Consider the following 20836-nt stretch of genomic DNA (forward strand, 5'->3'; position numbering starts at 1 on the left):
TTTATTACCATGGTTTACAGATTTAGAGTTATACTTGACAACGACACCGAAGATGATGTTTTTCGCGATTTAGAAATTCGTGAATCTGATACACTCGAAGATTTACACAACATTATTACGCAATCATTTGGTTTTGATGGTACTGAAATGGCTTCATTTTACATAAGTGATAATCAGTGGAATCAAGGTGAGGAAATTTCGTTATTCGATTTAAGTGAAGATGCATCTGCACGTTTAATGAACGAAACTTCTATTGACAGTGTGGTTTTTGAAATGCAACCTAAACTTATTTATGTTTATGACTTTTTAAGTTTATGGACATTTTATGTAGAATTAGCTGAAATTGTTGAAGAAAGCCAAGAAGTAGATTACCCTAATTTAATGTTTGTTCAAGGGCAAGTTCCAGATACAGCTCCAAATAAAGTTTTTGAAGCCGATGATGAGCACGATGAATTTGATGAGTTTGAAGATGGTATTGATATGGATGATTATGATAACCTAGATTTTGATGAAAACTGGAATTAAACTCTTATTATCTAATTTTTCCAGGCTTAAAATTTTCGTAGTTATCAGTTAAATATTCTAAAGATTTTTTTAATATTTTGCCCATAGACCTACATTTCAAAAAGTCACCATCTAAAGTATATTCATAAATCTTAGATTTCAATAAATCTATATTTTCTGGTTTAGAAATAGTGTCTTCCATCATGGAATCTATCAATCTATCTATCCTTCCATGATAACTTTTCAAACGTTTAACAAGAATGGAACGCTCTTCTATTTTATATTGATCAATTGACAATTTTTGAAACATTTCTGAAACCAATGCAACCATTTTTACATTCTCTTTAAAAAACTGAGGTCTGTAAATATTAAACTTTCCTTCGTATGATTGTTGATCAAAATCTATAGCTCTAATTTTATAAACGACATGATCAAAATCATGCGTAGGCACAATAACATAGTTATACGACCTCATATCTCCCAAAAGCCTTATCATACAACGCTCATTAAACTTTACAAACTCTTTAGCTATTTGAGCTTTCTCAGACCTATCGCATTTAGGAAGAAAGTTTTTGATAAACTCATCACCAGGTATACCAGCAATATGCTCTTCAATTAAGGTGTCTTTATGAACTAAAAAATTCAGATTGTATGGAGACAACATATGCTCTAATTCCAAGCCATAGACACGAGAAGCGTCAGCTTTTTTTATATAAAAATAGGTGAAATTATCATTCAACACATTTCTAATCTTTATTCTAAAAGGCTTAGAGTTTCCAAACGTACAATAATCAATAGCATCTACACTTAAAAAAAGAAAACGTATTCTCATTACCGTCAGAATGCAGAATAGTATATATTTTTTTTAATGACTGTTCTATTTCTTGTCTTTCAAATTCATTATAGTAAACACGAATCCATAATGTATCATTATCATCTTTATCATAAACAACTATCGACCCTTGAAAACGTAATAAATCATCATAAAAAAGAGGAAGTATTATATTTCTATTATATCGCGCTAAGTAATTCTCTAACTTAGGAGTTACAGGATACGATGGTTTCTTTTTCGATATTTTTAAATCTTGCATAGGAATTTCTAACTTGTTCAAATTTAACATTTTTATCCTTAAGCTTGTAACAAAAATTAAAGAGTATCGTCATACTTTAATAACTAACTAATGTCATTTTTTTCGACATAAAACATGATAACATTGGATTCTATTCTTACCATTAATAATCTCACAAAAAAATTCGGAAGCTTAACAGCTGTCAAAAACCTATCGTTTACTATAAACAAAGGTAATGTTTATGGTATTTTAGGTCCAAACGGCAGTGGAAAATCTACCACACTGGGCATGGTTTTAAATGTTGTAAATAAAACTGAAGGTAATTTTTATTGGTTTGACGGAAACACCTCAACACACAATGCCTTAAAAAAAGTAGGTGCTATTATTGAACGCCCAAACTTTTATCCTTACATGACGGCTTACCAAAATTTAAAATTAGTTTGTAAGATTAAAGAAGTCGATTTTAATAAAATTGATGAAAAATTAGAAGTTGTTGGGCTATTAGACAGAAAAAACCATAAGTTCAAAACCTATTCTTTAGGCATGAAACAGCGGTTAGCAATAGCTTCTGCTCTATTAAACGATCCTGAAATTTTAATTCTTGACGAACCAACAAATGGCTTAGACCCTCAAGGCATTCATCAAATTAGAGGGATAATTAAACAAATTGCTGCAAAAGGTACAACCATATTATTAGCCTCTCATCTATTAGATGAAGTTGAAAAAGTATGCTCTCATGTTTTGGTACTTCGTAAAGGCGAAAAATTATATTCAGGTCGTGTAGATGAAATGATTTCTAGCCATGGTTTTTTTGAATTGAAATGTAATAATCAAGACAACCTCATTACATTTATTGAAAATAATACTGCTTTTAGAAAAATTAAAATTGAAGGTGACATAATTACTGCATTTTTAAATGAGCCGATGAAATCTGATGATTTTAACAAACAGCTTTTTGAAGCAGGTATTATTTTAACACATTTAGTACAACGCAAAGAAAGCTTAGAAGAGCAGTTTTTACAATTAACAGATAATAATTAGACCCAACCAAAACACACCACATGTTACGACTTTTAAATTTAGAATTACAAAAGCTTTTACTTAATAGAACAAGTAAAATACTCATTTTTGTATCTTTTATTTTACCTTTTTTTGTTATATTATTATCATCACTAAAAATTAATGTATTCGGTTTTTTTACTCTAGAACTTGGAGAATTAGGGATTTTCAACTTCCCTATAATATGGCACTTAACAACTTTTTTTGCTTCACAATTCAAGTTTTTCTTTGCAATTGTTGTTGTAAGTATGATAGGAAATGAATACAGTAACAAAACCATAAAACAAAACTTAATAGATGGTTTAAGCAAAAAGGAATTTATTCTTTCTAAATTTTATACCATTGTGTTCTTTTCTTTAGTTTCTACGGTATTAATAACTTTAATTTCGTTTTGCATTGGCATGTATTATTCTAGTTACAATGAAATAAATATTATAATAAGAGAAACAAACTTTTTAGTAGCATACTTTGTAAAGCTAGTTGGATTTTTTAGTTTGTGTTTGTTTTTTGGTATGTTAGTTAAACGCTCTGCATTTGCTTTAGCCTTTTTATTTATTTTATATATTTTAGAGTGGATTGTTTTCGGACTTATAACATGGCAATCAAATATTGAAGTTGCTGAAAAAATCCAGAATTTCTTCCCCCTTAAATCTATGTATAAGTTAATTGATCAACCATTTCAAAGAATTGCAATGACTAAGTTTCCTGATAAAGTTGACTTATCATACGATTACGCTGTGCATTGGCAAGAAATCATTATTGTGCTTGGTTGGACTGCTGTATTTATCTTTTTGTCGTACAGATTGTTAAAAAAGCGAGATTTATAATATCTTTTAATAGCTTTGCTGTTGATGAAAAAAATAATAGCAGTTTTTCTTTTTATTAATGGCATATTTTGTTTTGCACAAAAAGAAGCTTCTAATTGGTATTTTGGAAACAATGCTGGTATAACTTTCAACACAGATGGCAGTGTTACAGCACTAAACGATGGAAAATTAAGCACCATAGAAGGTTGCACTTCTATATCAGATACCAATGGAAACTTATTATTCTATACTGATGGTATTACCGTTTACAATAAAAACCATACGGTAATTGCAAATGGATTATATGGAGATCCTTCAAGTACACAATCGGCCATTATTGTTCCAAAACCAAATGATCCTAATATTTATTATATTTTCACTATTGATACATCTACTGGTGACGACCCTGACTTTGGATTTAATTATTCTATAATAGACATCTCTTTAAATGGTGGTTTAGGTGATATTACATTAAAAAACAGTAACCTCCTTCAGGATAGCTCTGAAAAAATATCAGCAGTAGTAAAAGATTGTAAAACACAATCTATTTGGGTTATTACTTTTGCTAACCCTACTGGAGCTCCTACAAACATCTACAATACATTTCATGCCTTTGAAGTTAGTAACTCAGGTATAAACACAATACCTATTTCTTCTACATTTGCAGATATAAATATCGAGGATCAAAGAGGCTATTTAAAACTATCACCCGATGGCACTAAAATGGCTTGTGCTAATAGTAGAAGTGGTTTATATTTATATGATTTCGATGCCTCAACGGGGATTGTAAGTAACCAAACTAAATTAACTATAAGTGGAAGAAACACAAATCCCTATGGTATAGAGTTTTCTCCTAATAGTCAATTACTTTACATTCATGCGTCTAACGATTTTTTTGATTTTGATAACCCTTCTAATAATAATATCCCTTCTAATCATACCTCATCATTGATACAATACAATTTACTTACATCTAACATTGGTGCTTCTGCAACTATTATTGATGATAGACAATTGTACAGAGGTGGTTTGCAACTAGGGCCAGATGGCAAAATATATAGAGCATTAAGCTCCACATATAATTCTGGCACTTCTTACCTAGGGGTAATTAAAGACCCTAATAATTTAGGTTTAGCATGCAATTATGTTCATAATGCTATCAACCTAGCTCCTAACTCTTCATCTCAAGGATTACCTCCATTTATAACGTCCTTTTTTTCTGAAAAAATTGATATTATAAATAATAATAGCAATATATTTTCAACATCTTTATCCTTATGTGAGGAAGAAACTTATACTCTAATCGCAGATGATATTAATGGAGCAACCTATATTTGGAAACGTAATGATGTCGTTTTACCGGAGGAAAGTGAGTTCTATTTAATAGTTTCTCAAGATGGATTGTATGAAGTCTTCATTGATCCAAACACTGGTGAATGTGACAAAAACCTTGAGGGACAAGCGAAAATAACATTTAACCCAAACCCCATGGCTTATGATTATACTTTAATTCAATGTGATGAAGATGGTATTTTTGGCGGATTTACAAGATTTAATTTAAATGAAGCTACTGCTTATTTAACAAATAATGTTACAGGTCTCTCTGTTAAATTCTACACAGATATTGCAAGAACAAATGAAATAACCAATACCATTTCTTATAATTATAATGCTGATAACCCAAAACCTATATACATAAAGGTTATTGATAATGTGACAAATTGTTTCGATGTATCTGAATTAACACTTGAACTTAACACGACCCAATTCAACAATTTTTCAGCAACAGCTTTATGTGATGAAATAAATTCTGAAGATGGAATAAACACATTTAATCTTAATGATATTACAACTGAAATACAATCTTTTAATAATATTGCATTCCCTATCAATTATTACAGAAATTATGATGATGCATTATTAGAAGAAAATAATTTAGGAACTTCTTTTATTAACACCAATCATCCATATAAACAAACTATTTACGCACGTATTGAAAATGATAATGATTGTTTCGGTATTAGTGAGGTATATTTAACTGTAAATAAATTACCTGAAATCGAAATTGAAGATTTAACTTATTATTGCTTAAACGACTTTCCTAAAGCCATCACGATAAATGCTGGAATTATAAACGATTCACCCAATAACTACACCTACAATTGGTCTACAGGTGAAAGCACCTATGATATTGACATAAACGAAATAGGAACGTATTCCGTTATAGTAACAAATACTAATGGATGCTCAAAAAAGAGAACAATTATTGTTGAGCCTTCTAATACTGCATCCATAGAAAACATAAACATCGTTGATGTTACTGAAAACAACACAATCACCATACTGGTCTCTGGAGAAGGTACTTACGAGTATAACTTAATTGATGAAAATAACACACGATCTAGACCGTATCAAGAAAGTAATATATTCGAAAATGTAGCTCCTGGAATATATACTGCTAATGTAATGGATATAAAAAATAATTGTGGCTCAATAAGCCAAAAAGTATCTGTAATAGGGTTCCCTAAAGTATTTACACCTAATGGTGATGGTTATAATGACACTTGGCAAGTTTATGGTATTTCTAATATGTTTCAACCTAACTCTAAAATACTTATTTTTAATAGATTTGGTAAATTGATAAAAGAGTTAAATCCTTTAGGTGAAGGTTGGAATGGTACATTTAATGGTAATATTTTACCTTCTGATGATTATTGGTTTTCTGTAAAATTACAAGATGGTAGAGTTTTTAAAAACCATTTCACTTTAAAACATTAAACATAAAACGGTGTACAAGCATCAAGGTAATGCGTTTTACCGTTGTTTCCTTGCATTTCGTCTAAATTATGTCTAATTTTCGCAACTTATTAAAGTTAACTAATAATTGTTTTACCCAAATAGAACAACATGAATAAATGCCTACATACATATTTCTTTTTAGTTATATTTTGTTGTAGCTTTTCTTTAGTGTTTTCTCAAAAAATAACTGTAGACAATTCAGCGAACTTAGAACAACTTATTCAAGATAACCTTGAAAAAGGTTGTGTTTCAATTACAAATATAACTTCATCTATAAATGGAAGTAGTTATGGTTTTTCAAGTTATGCTCAATTTAATAGAGGCAATTCTAACTTTCCGTTTCAAAGTGGTATAATGATGACTACTGGTAATGCTTTATCTGCTGGAAATTCAACAATTACACCAACACTTAGTGATGGTCCAACAAATTGGGGATCAGACTCAGATCTAGAAGCTGCATTAGGAGTTAATAACACATATAATACAACCGTTATAGAGTTTGATTTTGTATCAACTTCTAATCAATTACAGTTTAATTATTTATTAGCCTCAGAAGAATATGAAAGTGTAAATTCTTGTCAATTTTCTGATGGTTTTGCATTTTTAATAAAACCAACAGGAAGTGGTTCTGCTTATGATAATATAGCCGTAATTCCAAATACGACAACACCAGTAAACACAGGAAATATCCACCCACAAATAGGTTCCAATTGCCCAGCAATAAATGAACAATATTTTGAGGGCTATAACCTTGGAGACACAAATTATGAAGGGAGAACAACCGTATTAACAGCATCAACCGCTATAGTACCATATGCACAATACCATATTAAATTGGTTATCGCCGATCAATCTGATGAAACTTTTGATTCTGCCGTTTTTATTGAAGCTGATAGTTTCAAAATTTTAGATTTAGGTGATGATATTTCTACTTGTTCTGGGGCTGCTTTATTAAATGCTGATATTCAAAATCCATCAGCTACTTACAGGTGGTTTTTAAACAATAATGAAATTGATGGACAAACAAACTCAACACTTAATGCGATTCAAAGTGGCACTTACAGCGTTGAAGTTACCGTACCACTTAATGATAGTGCATGTGTAGAAGAAGATGACATTATAGTTGTACTAAATACCGAAGAAAACATCAGTCCCATATCAGATTATGAGATGTGTGATGATGTTTCAAATGGCGTTGGTGTAGAAAGCTTCGACCTTTCTCTTAAAGATTCAGAAATCATAACTAACATTCAAAACATACCGTTTACTAATTATACTTTCTCCTACCACTTATCTGATGCTGATGCTAGAAATAATAACGGCATTACTACAATAGAAAACACCATAAGTCCACAACCTATTATTGTTCGTATTGAAGATACAGATACAGGGTGTTTAGGATTTACACGTTTTAATTTAATAGTAAACCCTATTCCTAATATAACACCACCAACAACACTTAATGTTTGTGATAGTGATGAAAATCCAGATGGTTATTCAATCATAGATTTAACAGAAAAGGACGACGAAATAACAGGTGGACAAAATAATTTGATAGTAACTTATTATTCCAATCCAGATGATGCTGATATTGGTAGTGGCGATAATCAAATAATCACCTATACAAATAGTACGACCCCATCAGATACAGTTTTTGTTAGAGTTTATGATACTCAAACAGGTTGTTACAACACTACAACTTTAGATATCAACATGGACATAAGTCCTATCGTTAATACAGATACTCAATATATTGATGCCTGTGATCACGACCCCATAGATGGCTTTGCTACATTTGATTTAACAGAAGTTCTTGCTGATATTATAGGAACGTTAACAGGTGTTACACCTTCTTTTCACGAAACTTATTTGGATGCTGAATCTGGAAGTAATCCAATTGCTGATGCTACAAATTATAATAACATTCAACAAAATCTCCAAGAGGTTTATGTTAGAATTGAAGACGATAATACAAGATGTTATAGAATTGTCCCCATAGAAATTCATACAAATTTATTACTTACAGGAACATCAGTAGAAGATTTTGCCTTGTGTGATACCGAAGGTAGTGGTGGAATTATCGGCTTTCCTTTAAACACAGTTCAATCATTTATAGCGAATGGCTTACCTAACATTAAGGTTACGTTTTATGATTCTGAAGATGATAGAGATAATAGTAATAACCCCATACCCAAGGGTGTCCTTTTTGAAGTTAGTGCTACAAGCCCTAAAACACTATATATAAGAATAGATAATGGTGATTGCAATGAAGTAGCTGAAATTCGACTTATTGTAAATCCTATTTTATTATTTGAGCCGACAGCTCCTATTACTTATTGTGATAATGACGATGATGTTACAGATGGGAGCGTAAGTGTAGACTTATCCTATTTTGATGATATAGTAACTGGAGGAAACACAGACTTTACTACTAGATATTTTCTACAACAAGATGACACAAATAATGATGCACTCGCACTCCCTCCTTTTCATACAGTTACTGGAACAGAAACTATATATGTTCGGATTGAAAATGTAGATACAGGTTGTAAAACTGTTTCTAATTTTGATATTGAAATCATTCAAGCTCCAGAAACAACAAACCCGGATCCTATTATTATATGTGATAATGATCAGGATGGTTTTTCCATAATCAATTTAAATGATGTTATTACAAAAGTTGTTACAGATCCAACGCAGTTTAATATAGATTTCTATACGTCTTTAGATGATGCTGATGCTGGTAACAATCCCATTCCTGTTTCAGAAAGAGACACTTATAATTCTAATACACAAACTATTTATATTAAAGTAGAAAATACTACTTGTTATAAAATTACACCATTAGAGGTTATAATTAATACCACACCTGTTTTTCCTATTATTGAACCGCTTCAAGTTTGTGAAGACGACAATGACCAAATTGAAGCTTTTATATTATCTGATAAAGATGCTGAAATTTTAAACGGACAAATTGGAAAAGAAGTGTATTACTTTGAAAAGGAAACTGATGCTTTAACAGGAAATACAGCCAATGCTATCGACAAATACAATGACTTTTTTAATACATCTCCAACCCAAACCATATACGTACGTGTTGAAAATATAACGGCCCCTGATTGTTATGGAACTGATGCATTCACCATTAGAGTATCATCAAACCCGATATACAATACTGCTTTTGAAGATTATTTCCAATGTGATGATGAAAGTAATGATGAAAAGCATCTGTTTGATTTAAATGAAAAAATTACTGAGATAAAGCAAGGAGCACCAAATCCAGATGATTTAGAAATCTCTTTTCATTTATTTGATGATGATGCTCAATTTGGGAACTTGCCTGTGTCGCTTCAATATACTAACATAAGTAATCCACAAAAACTATATGTAAGGATTAAAAGCACAAACACCCAATGTATTGTGGTAGATGAATTTGATATTAAGATCATTCCCGCACCAAACCTTACAGATGCCAGTCCATTTAGAGTTTGCGATAATGATTCAAATCGCTATGACGGCGTGACTGAATTTAATCTAGATGATGCAGATTACCAAAATTTAGATAGAATACAAACAGGCGTTGTGGTTCATTATTTCGAAAACTTTGATGATATTAATCAAGATGATGCTTTAGATAATAGTCTTGCAATTGCAAATCCCACAAACTACATTTCTAACACCAAAACAGTGTATATAAAAGTAACGAATACTTTAACAGAATGTTTTACAATAATACCTTTGGATCTGGTTGTAGAATCGCCACCAGTTATTAACAACATAGGCACTATTCTTATATGCGACAATGACACTAATACTTATGATTTATTACAAGTAAATTATATGCTTTTAACAGACCCAAGTACTGCCAGCATATCGTATTATAATTCTATAGATGATGCAAAAGATGATAATGCGACTCCAATAGGGAACATCTTTAATTACACATCAAGTATTCACACCATTTTTGTAAGGCTTGAAAACACCGATTTCAATTGCTTTGTCACCACATCATTCAACTTACAAATAAACCCCAATCCTATAGCCTATACGCCTGAAGATTTAACGGAATGTGATGATGATTATGATGGTGTTTTTGAATTTGATTTGTCACAAAATGATGATGACATAGTAGGAACTCAAAACCCAACACTATTTACAGTTACTTACTATACCGATTTAACAAAAGCCGAGGCAGGAATAGCCGAAATTAATTATTCGCATCCAGCGATTAATGGCGATATCATATTTGCCAGAATAGAAAACAAAGACACACGTTGTTATGATATTACACAATTCACGGTTTTTGTAAATCCATTACCGGCTATATATATAAATGACGTTATACCTCTATGCGTTAATAACTTACCATTGATTATAGATGCCCAAACAGAAAACCCTGCCGATACGTATTTGTGGTCTACTGGAGAAACCACACCTCAAATAGAATTGGATCTTGGAGATATTGGAAATTACTGGGTAACTGTAACAAGAGCTTATACCAACGCTCCTAGTTGTGAGTATACAAAATCGTTTTCAGTAATTGAATCGGCTATTGCAGATATAAACTTTACAACAACTGTAGATTTTGCTGAGCCAAATAAAATAACCATTGATGCAAGCGGAATTGGCGATTATGTTTATATTTTAGATAATGGTGAACCTCAAGTTTCTAATGTTTTTGAAAATGTAACGCTTGGTCCACATACTGTTACAGTTAGAGATTTAAATGGTTGTGAAGATATTTCTCAAGAAGTAACTGTTTTCGACATACCAAAATTTGTAACTCCTAATAATGATGGGTACTTTGACACTTGGCATGTTGTTGACCATAATCAATTACCAGGAACCATCGTTTATATTTACGACAGATATGGTAAACTTATAAAAACCTTACCACACACATCCATTGGTTGGGATGGCACATATAATGGCTATAACATGCCAGCAGATGACTATTGGTTTGTAGCAAACATTATTCAACAAGGTAATGCTTTTACAATAAAAGGACACTTCGCTTTAAAAAGATAACCCATATATTTTGTTTAATTTTGCAATATGCAATTCAAAATTGAATCCGAATTTAGTCCTACGGGCGATCAACCGCAAGCTATAAAAAAGCTTGTTGCTGGTATTGAATCCAATGAAACCTACCAAACCCTGTTAGGGGTTACAGGTTCTGGAAAAACCTTTACAATAGCAAATGTTATTGAAGAAGTACAACGCCCTACTTTAGTTCTAGCTCATAACAAAACGCTGGCAGCTCAGTTATATTCAGAATTTAAACAGTTTTTCCCTAATAATGCTGTAGAATATTTTGTATCCTATTATGATTATTACCAACCCGAAGCATACATTCCTGTTTCAGGTGTTTATATTGAAAAAGATTTATCTATAAATGAAGAAATAGAAAAAATGCGTCTAAGCGCAACTTCTTCTTTACTATCAGGACGTAGAGATGTTTTAGTTATTGCCTCTGTTTCTTGTATTTATGGTATAGGAAATCCTGTGGAATTTCAAAAAAATGTGGTTAAGCTAAAACGCGATCAAGAAATTTCAAGAACAAAATTATTACATCAACTCGTGCAAAGTTTATATTCTAGAACCGAAGCCGATTTTAAACATGGGAATTTCAGAATAAAAGGCGACACGGTCGATATTTTTCCTAGTTATGCAGATGATGCCTTTAGAATCCACTTTTTTGGAGATGAAATAGAAGACATAGAATCCTTTAATATTCAAACCAACCAAGTCATTGAAAAATATGACCAACTTACTATCTATCCTGCAAACATGTTTGTTACTTCTCCTGATGTATTACAGGGTGCAATTAAAAATATTCAAGACGATTTAGTAAAACAACACGATTACTTCAAAGAGATTGGTAAGCATCTTGAAGCAAAACGTCTTAAAGAGCGAACCGAATTCGATTTAGAAATGATTAGAGAATTAGGATACTGCTCTGGTATAGAAAATTATTCGCGCTACCTAGATGGCAGAGAACCTGGTACGCGACCGTTCTGTTTATTAGATTATTTTCCCGACGATTATTTAATGGTTGTAGATGAAAGTCACGTAACCATTTCTCAAGTACATGCTATGTATGGAGGTGATCGAAGCAGAAAAGAAAACCTAGTTGAATATGGTTTTAGACTTCCAGCAGCAATGGACAACAGACCACTAAAATTTGAAGAATTTGAAGCTATACAAAATCAAGTGATTTATGTAAGTGCCACACCAGCAGATTACGAATTACAAAAAACAGATGGTGTATATGTAGAGCAAGTTATTCGTCCTACAGGGTTGTTAGATCCTATTATTGAAATTCGCCCAAGTTTAAACCAGATTGATGATTTAATTGAAGAAATCCAGCAACGTGTTGAAAAAGACGAAAGAACACTTGTAACAACACTTACTAAGCGTATGGCTGAAGAACTGACTAAATATTTAGACAGAATTCAAATTCGTTGTCGTTACATACACAGCGATGTTGACACTCTAGAACGCGTTGAAATTATGCAAGATTTGCGTAAAGGTTTGTTTGATGTTTTAGTAGGTGTTAATTTATTACGTGAAGGTTTAGATTTACCCGAAGTATCTCTAGTTGCTATTTTAGATGCTGATAAAGAAGGTTTTTTACGTTCGGCACGTTCACTAACACAAACTGTTGGTAGAGCTGCTAGAAACCTTAATGGAAAAGCCATAATGTATGCTGACAAAATAACAAGAAGCATGCAAAAAACGATTGATGAAACTGAATACAGACGCGAAAAACAAATTGCTTATAATACGAAACACAATTTAAAACCTAAAGCCTTAAATAAAAGCTTAGATAATGCTTTAACTAAAAACTCGGTAAGCACATATAGTTATGAATTGGAAGCCTTAAAAGCTGCAGAACCAGAAAGCGAATACTTAAGTAAACCTGATTTAGAAAAGAAAATTAAAGAAAAACGTAAACTTATGGAAGCAGCTGCAAAAGCCTTAGATTTTATTATAGCTGCAAAACTAAGGGATGAAATTAAAAGCTATCAACAAAAACTAGAAAAGCTAAAAGTATAAACTTTTAGCTTTTCTAGTTTTTCCTTAAAAAAGGGTAAACAACACTTCAAAATTGATCCTAGCAGTAGTTTTTAATTATATTGAGTTTTAAATATATCTATCAATACATCTGGTGGCACTATTTTATTTGGAAAACTTTCCATTAAGTATAAGACCTTGGTTATAGACTCATGACTCAGTCCCATACGCAAACCAAAATTGTATAACTTTATAACACCTGCAGAATTATTTTCTTCTCCAAATTCTTGTTCTATATTCATTAATAATACTAATCTATGAAATTGAACAATACGCTCACTATGAGATTTTAAATGTGTATATGTAACAGGATGCTCTATTAAATAATCAAAATCTTCACGTGTTATTTCTAATTGTTTAGCAACACCTAACAAAAAATTATACTCTATATTCCTTATATCTTTATCGTACTTCGCAAAGGCTATCATTTCAGATAAAAGACTTAATTTTTCTACTCTATTAACCATTCTATTGAGGGATTAAATAATTACAATATAAAGTTACATACAAAAGACATTTAATAATCGTAGATATAATGTAACTTATCGAAAAATGGATAGTATTTTATCGTCATTTTTATTTACTTTATCAATAACACTTATTTTTTCAACTAATAAAATTGCATTTCATCATTTTTTATACTTTAAAAAAAAACAACCATTTTTACGTAAACAACTAATTACAAGCGAGTTATAATCTAATTATTTAATTAAAAGTACTATAAATCAAAACCAATAATTAAGGTATATTTGCATAAGTTTCTAAAACGCTAGAAACATATATGCTTTAAATTAAATCGACAAAATGCAGTCGTTTAAAAAGCTAAAATATATAGATATGACAAACAATGATATTTTAAAAAAATTACGAGTTGCTTTAAAACTTAGAGACGATGATATTGTAAAAATATTAGGTCTTGTAGATTTTAGAATTTCTAAAAGTGAATTAGGTGCTTTTTTCAGAAAGGAAGATCACCCAAAATATATGGAATGTGGCGACCAAATTTTACGAAATTTTTTAAATGGCTTAGTAATTCATTTAAGAGGACCAATGCCTAAAAAAGGAGAAAACAAACCACAAAAAAAGAGCAACGATTAACGTTGCTCTTTTTATATAAATAAAATAAATACTATTTTAAGCTAATACTTGTTGTACTTTATCTGCAGCTTCTTGAAATTCTGTAGCACTCATAACATCCAATCCTGAATTGTCTATTAATTCTTTTGCTATGTCTGCATTAGTTCCTTGTAATCGCACTATAATTGGTACGTTAATAGTCCCCATATTCTTATAAGCATCAATAACACCTTGTGCTACACGATCGCAACGAACAATACCTCCAAAAATATTTATTAAAATAGCCTTTACTGCAGGATCTTTTAATATAATTTGAAATGCTGCTTCTACACGAGCTGCATCTGCAGTACCACCAACATCTAAAAAGTTAGCTGGCTCGCCACCTGCTTGTTTAATTAAATCCATAGTTGCCATTGCTAAACCAGCACCATTCACCATACATCCAACATTTCCTTCTAAGTCAACATAATTCAAACCTAGTTCTCCTGCTTCAACTTCAATAGCACTTTCTTCACGTACGTCACGTAAATCTACATAATCTTTATGTCTGTAAAGCGCATTATCATCAATAGTTACTTTAGCATCAACAGCCAAAATTTTATCATCACTCGTTTTTAAAACAGGATTAATTTCAAATAAAGAAGAGTCAGATTTCACATAAGCAGTATAAAGATTAGCAACAAACTTTGTCATTTCTTTAAAAGCTAATCCTGATAAACCTAAATTAAAAGCAATACGTCTTGCCTGAAATGGCATTAAACCAACAGTAGGATCTATTTCTTCTGTAAATATTAAATGTGGTGTTTCTTCTGCAACCGTTTCAATATCCATGCCTCCTTCTGTAGAATACATTATCATATTACGTCCTGTACCTCTATTTAATAAAACAGAAACATAAAACTCACTTGTTTCACTTTCTCCAGGGTAATAAACATCCTCTGCAATTAATACTTGATGTACACGCTTTCCTTCTGCTGAAGTTTGTGGCGTTACTAAATCCATCCCAATTATTTGTCCAGCAATATCTTCTACTTCTTGTAAATTTTTAGCAAGTTTTACTCCGCCACCTTTACCACGACCACCTGCATGAACTTGAGCCTTAATAACATGCCAACTTGTGCCTGTTTCAGAAGTTAATTGTTTTGCAGCTGCGACAGCTTCTTTTGCATTTTGTGCAACAATACCACGTTGTATACGTACACCAAAACTGCTTAATATTTGTTTTCCTTGATATTCGTGTAAATTCATAATTTGCTTAATATTTAAGTAGAGCAAATGTAAATAATAGCAATTAATTAATCTAATTTATTTTAACTAAGAATATTGACATGTATGTTAAACCAACTCAGATGTTAAATATTTAACAAAATGTTTAATTTGTATAATTTTTTATTTATTTATTTTTTATAAGTATTAAAAAAATATCTTTGCCAAAAATTTAAAAACTATGTTAGAAAGTCAATTGCTTAAAATTGCCGAAGATTTTGGAAGTCCAGTTTATGTATATGATGCTAATAAAATAGAAGCTCAGTACAATAGATTAACAAATGCTTTTAAAAATGTAAAAAAACTTAAACTTAATTATGCTGTAAAAGCATTATCAAATATATCTATATTAAAATTATTTAAATCTTTAGGATCTGGGATAGATACTGTTTCTATTCAAGAGGTTCAACTTGGTTTAGCAGCTGGTTTTTCACCAGAACAAATCATTTTTACACCAAATGGTGTTTCATTATCTGAAATTGAAGAAGCTGCAAATCTAGGTGTAAAAATTAACATAGATAACCTTGCTATTTTAGAACAATTTGGCACAAAGCATCCTAATGTTCCCGTATGTATTCGTATTAACCCACATGTTATGGCTGGTGGAAATGCTAATATTTCTGTTGGACACATAGATTCTAAATTCGGAATTTCAATTCACCAAATACCACATATTCTTCGCATTGTTGAAAATACTAAAATGAATATTAATGGTATACACATGCATACAGGTAGTGATATTTTAGATATTGAAGTGTTTTTATATGCTAGCGAAATTTTATTTGAAACAGCTAAACAATTTAAAAATTTAGACTTTATCGATTTTGGTTCTGGGTTTAAAGTACCTTATAAACCAGGTGATATTGAAACTAATATTGAAGAATTAGGAAAAAAACTATCAAAAAGATTTAACGATTTCTGTAAGGAATATGGGAAAGAGTTAACGCTAGCTTTTGAACCAGGCAAATTTTTAGTAAGTGAATCTGGATATTTTCTAACTAAAGTAAATGCTGTAAAACAAACAACCTCAACAGTATTTGCTCAAGTTGATTCTGGTTTCAATCATTTAATACGTCCTATGTTTTACGGGTCGCATCATGAAATTTCAAACATTTCTAACTTAAAAGGACGCGAACGTTTTTATACCGTTGTTGGATATATATGCGAGACCGATACCTTTGGAAATAACCGCCGTATCAATGAAATTAACGAGGGCGATATTTTATGCTTTAAAAATGCTGGAGCCTATTGTTTTTCAATGGCTAGTAATTATAACTCACGTTTTCGTCCTGCCGAAGTATTATGGTACAATGATAAAGCACATTTAATTAGAAAAAGAGAAACATTTGAAGATATTTTAAATAATCAAGTTGAAGTTAATTTTTCTTCAAAAAAAGAAACAGCAATAGCTAAATAACACCCTTTGTTCATAATTAATTCTCTTTAGAGCAATATTGTTTTAAAGAGGATTTTTTTTTAAATAAATTCATTTAAATACCGTTAAATAATATAATCCATTTACTTTTGGAAGCTAACAATATTTTTAATGAATTTCACAAACCCATTAGTATACGGTGTTCCTTGTTTTTTAGGACTTATCTTAATTGAACTAGTCTACAGTAAACATCATAAAAAAGAAAAAAACAAAGACTTATACGATTGGAAAGATTTAACTGCTAGCCTTACTATGGGTATTGGTTCTGCTATATTAGCTCCACTTGCTAAAACAATAGCATTTATATTAGTTTTTAGCTTTACCTATGAAATCTTTAATCCAGAAATAAACGGGGTTAGAACTAATATTATGGGATACCAATCTTTTGGTTATGCTTGGTATATCTGGATACTTTGCCAATTAGCTGATGATTTTAGTTACTATTGGTTCCATAGACAAAATCATAATGTGCGTTTTCTTTGGGCTGCACATATTGTACACCATTCTTCTGATAATTTTAATTTAGGTACTGCCGTGAGAAACGGATGGTTTACTATTTTCTATAAACCATTCTTTTATATGTGGATTCCTGCTATAGGTTTTCCTCCAGAAATGCTTGTTGTTTGCTTAGGTATTGAAGCCCTTTGGCAGTTTCAATTACATTCAGTATATGTTCCAAAAATGGGATTCATTGAAAAATTCATGAATACTCATACCATGCATCAAGTACATCATGCTCAGAATATTGAGTATATGGACAAAAACCATGGAGGTTTCTTAAATATTTTTGATAAAATTTTTGGCACTTGGAAAGAACTTGATGAAACTATTGATATTAAATATGGCGTTACAAAAGCACCAAATTCATACAATCCTTTAGTTATATTAACTCATGAATATAAAGATATTTGGAATGATATGAAAAAATCTAAAAACTGGTATCATAAATTCATGTATGCTTTTGCTGCTCCTGGATGGAGTCATGATGGTAGCACACTAACTATAAAGCAACAGCAAAACTTAAAAAAAACAAATAAAGCCACTTAATATAGGCTAAGCATTTTTCTTCGATTGAGCTATTTTCGTAAAAATAATTCAAAATAGTTGTTAATATTATATATTTTATTTAATATTATAACATATTCCCCTAAGTCTTTTTCAATAATAGCATTATAATAAAAAAAGACGACATGCCTAAATGCATTTTAAAATTCTTTAAAAAGCTTAATAAACCAATTTCTGGTAAGCACTTCATTTTGCAGAGGCATTCCATATTATAGATTAAAAGCACACAAATGTAAGACCCTCAATTTCATTTTCATTATCCAACCATATGCCAATTCATATGAAATTAATAAAAGGAGAAAACAATTTTAAAAAAAATCTATTTCTATCAGAAAATAGCTTTTTAAGATATTTAAACTTTTCAATACTTTATTTGGCACAAGGGGCACCAGAAGGAATTACTTTTTACGCCATTCCTGCATGGTTAGCTATGAATAACAAAACACCAATGGAAATTGCAAGTTATGTAGCAGTTATTGGAATTCCTTGGAGCTTTAAAATCCTTATTGCCCCACTTATGGATCGGTTTACTTTTTTATCGATGGGAAGAAAAAGACCATGGGTTATCTTTGGGCAATTAGGTTTAATAATCAGTTTTTTAGCTATTGGATTGGTACAAGACCCTTTAAATAATTTAGATAGCTTAATGATAGCTGGGTTTTTTATTAGCTTTTTTGGAGCCTTCCAAGATGTTGCAACAGATGGAATGGCTATAGAAGTTGTTCCTGAAAATGAACAAGCACGTGCTAATGGTCTTATGTGGGGATCTAAAACAATTGGCGTTTCGCTTACACTTGTTGCTGGAACAGCATTAATTAACGCCTTAGGGTTTTCTATAGCAATTCCTTTTTTATCTATTGCTTTTGCCTTTTTCATACTAGTTCCTATTTGCTTTAGAGAAAGACCAGGAGAAAAATTAATGCCTTGGACTAAGGGTAAGCCTTCCGAGTATGCAAAAACGATTCAACTTGATAGTTGGAAAAAAATATTTAAAGGTCTTTTAAAAGTAATTATTCTTCCTTCAAGTATATTCATAAGTATTGCCATTTGTTTTAACGGTATGTTAAATGGGGTAATAGATACACTATTACCAATCTATACGATCCAAGAATTAGGGTGGACTAATACTTCATTTTCTCAAGTTTATTCTACAACCACTCTAATAAGTGGTTTATTTGGGATGTTTGCAGGTGGTGCATTAGTTGACTTTTTCGGAGAAAAAAGAATGCTTTCAATTTATCTCATATTAACCATAGCAATACTTTTTATTATTGGCTTATCATCTTCACTTTGGGGGTTTAATTCTTTCATTTTTGGATTTATTCTTATATCAACCTTACTAGGTACTTTTATAAGTATCGCCTTTTTTGCAACAGCTATGAGATTATGTTATAAAACTGTAGCAGCTACTCAATTTACGCTTTATATGGCTATCTCAAATTCTGGTAGAGCTTATGGGTCTGGACTTGTTGGTACTTTAAAAGAAATTTTTAGTTGGGAACAGATTTTCATGTTAATTACTATTAGTCCATTAATAACCATATTAATAATTCAATTTATAAATTTTGTGAAACATAAAAATAAACTAGATAAGTTTAAAACATCAATATCATTAAAAATAAAAACTATTTAATCATGAAAAAATTAATAAAACTTTCAATTGCCCTGTCAATTCTTGTATTTACTTCTTGCAATAATAAAGTAGAAGAAAACATAAAAATGTACACTGAAACTTGGGATGAAATTATTAACTCAGGTAATCTAGAACTTATTAATGAAAATAATTTTACCGACGATGTTACATTAATTTATAGTCCAGATAACATTGTTGGTTTAGAGAGCTTCAAAGATTATTATTCCAATTTTGTGACTGGATTTTCAGATGTAGAATTCACCATGAAAAATGTTTTTGGACAAGATGATAATATTGTAAAACACTGGCATTACAAAGGAACTCATACTGGCGATTTTTTTGGTATTCCTGCTACTGGAAAAACTGTAAACATTGAAGGTGTTACACTTGTTAAAATGAATGCAGGCAAAATTGCTCAAGAACAAGATTTCATGGATAACATGCTGTTTTTACAACAATTAGGCATTATTTCTTCTCCTGAAAATATTGGTATTATTGACAATTTATATAAAGCTTTTGATGTTGGCGATATTCCTTCAGTTCTTGGTAGCTTAGATGCTAATGTAATCTGGAATGAAGCCGAAGGAAATGCTTATGCAGATGGCAACCCTTACATTGGACCCGATGCTGTTTTAAATGGTGTTTTTGCTCGTGTTGGTGGAGAATGGGATGGGTTTAAACTTGTTGATATTGAATTACACGATATGTCTAACAATCAAGTTCTAGCGACCCTACGCTACAATGGAACCTATAAAAAAACCAACAAGGCTATTGATGCACAAGTCGCACATCTTTGGACACTTAAAGATGGTAAAGTAATAGCTTTTCAACAATATGTAGATACGAAACAACTTAATGATGTAACAAAAAAGTAAAAGTATAAATGATAGAATTAAAATCTATCTAAATAGAATCTATAGATGTTTTAAGAGGATTGGTTATGATAATTATGACAACTATATAACTATTAATTTTTGGAGGCGATTGATATAATATGATTTTAACCAAAAAGGTATTTGATAATGCTAAACTTATAAATTATGGA

13 protein-coding genes and 1 pseudogene are annotated in these 20836 nt (G+C 31.0%); 11 read left to right on the top strand and 3 right to left on the bottom strand.

The features are described 5' to 3' along the window. Positions 1-9 precede the first annotated feature (9 nt). Positions 10-525 carry a hypothetical protein gene (locus tag RHP49_01235; protein ID WNH12890.1) on the top strand — a complete coding sequence of 172 codons (516 nt, stop codon included), beginning with the start codon at positions 10-12 and terminating at the stop codon, positions 523-525. A 7-nt stretch (positions 526-532) separates the two neighbouring features. Here the strand turns inward: RHP49_01235 and RHP49_01240 are convergent. Continuing rightward, positions 533-1595, bottom strand: a pseudogene (locus RHP49_01240) (hypothetical protein). A 123-nt stretch (positions 1596-1718) separates the two neighbouring features. Between RHP49_01240 and RHP49_01245 the strand changes: the two are divergent. The 5 genes from RHP49_01245 to uvrB all read left to right on the top strand — a co-directional run bounded on the left by RHP49_01245 (position 1719) and on the right by uvrB (position 13297). After that, positions 1719-2615 (top strand): ABC transporter ATP-binding protein, encoded by an 897-nt coding sequence (locus RHP49_01245; GenBank protein WNH14361.1) that lies wholly within the window; start codon positions 1719-1721, stop codon positions 2613-2615. A 20-nt stretch (positions 2616-2635) separates the two neighbouring features. Then, on the top strand, positions 2636-3460 hold the full coding sequence (locus RHP49_01250; protein ID WNH12891.1) for an ABC transporter permease subunit: 825 nt from the start codon (positions 2636-2638) through the stop codon (positions 3458-3460). A 24-nt stretch (positions 3461-3484) separates the two neighbouring features. Beyond that, positions 3485-6217, top strand: coding sequence for a T9SS type B sorting domain-containing protein (locus RHP49_01255; GenBank protein ID WNH12892.1), 2733 nt, complete (start codon positions 3485-3487; stop codon positions 6215-6217). 129 nt (positions 6218-6346) lie between these two features. Continuing rightward, positions 6347-11266, top strand: a complete 4920-nt coding sequence (locus RHP49_01260) for a choice-of-anchor L domain-containing protein (GenBank protein ID WNH12893.1) — start codon at positions 6347-6349, stop codon at positions 11264-11266. Between the two features lie 27 nt (positions 11267-11293). Next, the gene (gene uvrB / locus RHP49_01265) at positions 11294-13297 is read left to right on the top strand and encodes an excinuclease ABC subunit UvrB (GenBank protein ID WNH12894.1); all 2004 of its coding nucleotides are present in this window, start codon (positions 11294-11296) and stop codon (positions 13295-13297) included. A 71-nt stretch (positions 13298-13368) separates the two neighbouring features. Here the strand turns inward: uvrB and RHP49_01270 are convergent, their stop codons facing one another. Further along, complete coding sequence (locus tag RHP49_01270; protein ID WNH12895.1) at positions 13369-13782, bottom strand: TerB family tellurite resistance protein; 414 nt, start codon at positions 13780-13782, stop codon at positions 13369-13371. A 370-nt stretch (positions 13783-14152) separates the two neighbouring features. Here RHP49_01270 and RHP49_01275 point away from each other — a divergent pair, with 370 nt between their 5' ends. Then, positions 14153-14413, top strand: a complete 261-nt coding sequence (locus tag RHP49_01275; GenBank protein ID WNH12896.1) for a DUF1456 family protein — start codon at positions 14153-14155, stop codon at positions 14411-14413. 36 nt (positions 14414-14449) lie between these two features. On the opposite strand, the gene sucC is transcribed toward RHP49_01275, so the two are convergent. Beyond that, positions 14450-15640 carry an ADP-forming succinate--CoA ligase subunit beta gene (gene sucC, locus RHP49_01280; protein ID WNH12897.1) on the bottom strand — a complete coding sequence of 397 codons (1191 nt, stop codon included), beginning with the start codon at positions 15638-15640 and terminating at the stop codon, positions 14450-14452. Between the two features lie 199 nt (positions 15641-15839). Between sucC and lysA the strand changes: the two genes are divergently transcribed. The 4 genes from lysA (at position 15840) to RHP49_01300 (ending at position 20666) form a co-directional block, all read left to right on the top strand. Continuing rightward, positions 15840-17075: a diaminopimelate decarboxylase gene (lysA, locus tag RHP49_01285; protein WNH12898.1), complete on the top strand. Its 1236-nt coding sequence runs from the start codon at positions 15840-15842 to the stop codon at positions 17073-17075. A gap of 129 nt (positions 17076-17204) precedes the next feature. Continuing rightward, positions 17205-18140: a sterol desaturase family protein gene (locus tag RHP49_01290; GenBank protein WNH12899.1), complete on the top strand. Its 936-nt coding sequence runs from the start codon at positions 17205-17207 to the stop codon at positions 18138-18140. Between the two features lie 298 nt (positions 18141-18438). Then, the gene (locus tag RHP49_01295) at positions 18439-19791 is read left to right on the top strand and encodes an MFS transporter (GenBank protein WNH12900.1); all 1353 of its coding nucleotides are present in this window, start codon (positions 18439-18441) and stop codon (positions 19789-19791) included. A 2-nt stretch (positions 19792-19793) separates the two neighbouring features. Continuing rightward, the gene (locus tag RHP49_01300) at positions 19794-20666 is read left to right on the top strand and encodes an ester cyclase (GenBank protein ID WNH12901.1); all 873 of its coding nucleotides are present in this window, start codon (positions 19794-19796) and stop codon (positions 20664-20666) included. Positions 20667-20836: the final 170 nt, after the last annotated feature.

This window comes from Flavobacteriaceae bacterium HL-DH10, assembly GCA_031826515.1.
GTDB lineage: Bacteria > Bacteroidota > Bacteroidia > Flavobacteriales > Flavobacteriaceae > Thalassobellus > Thalassobellus suaedae.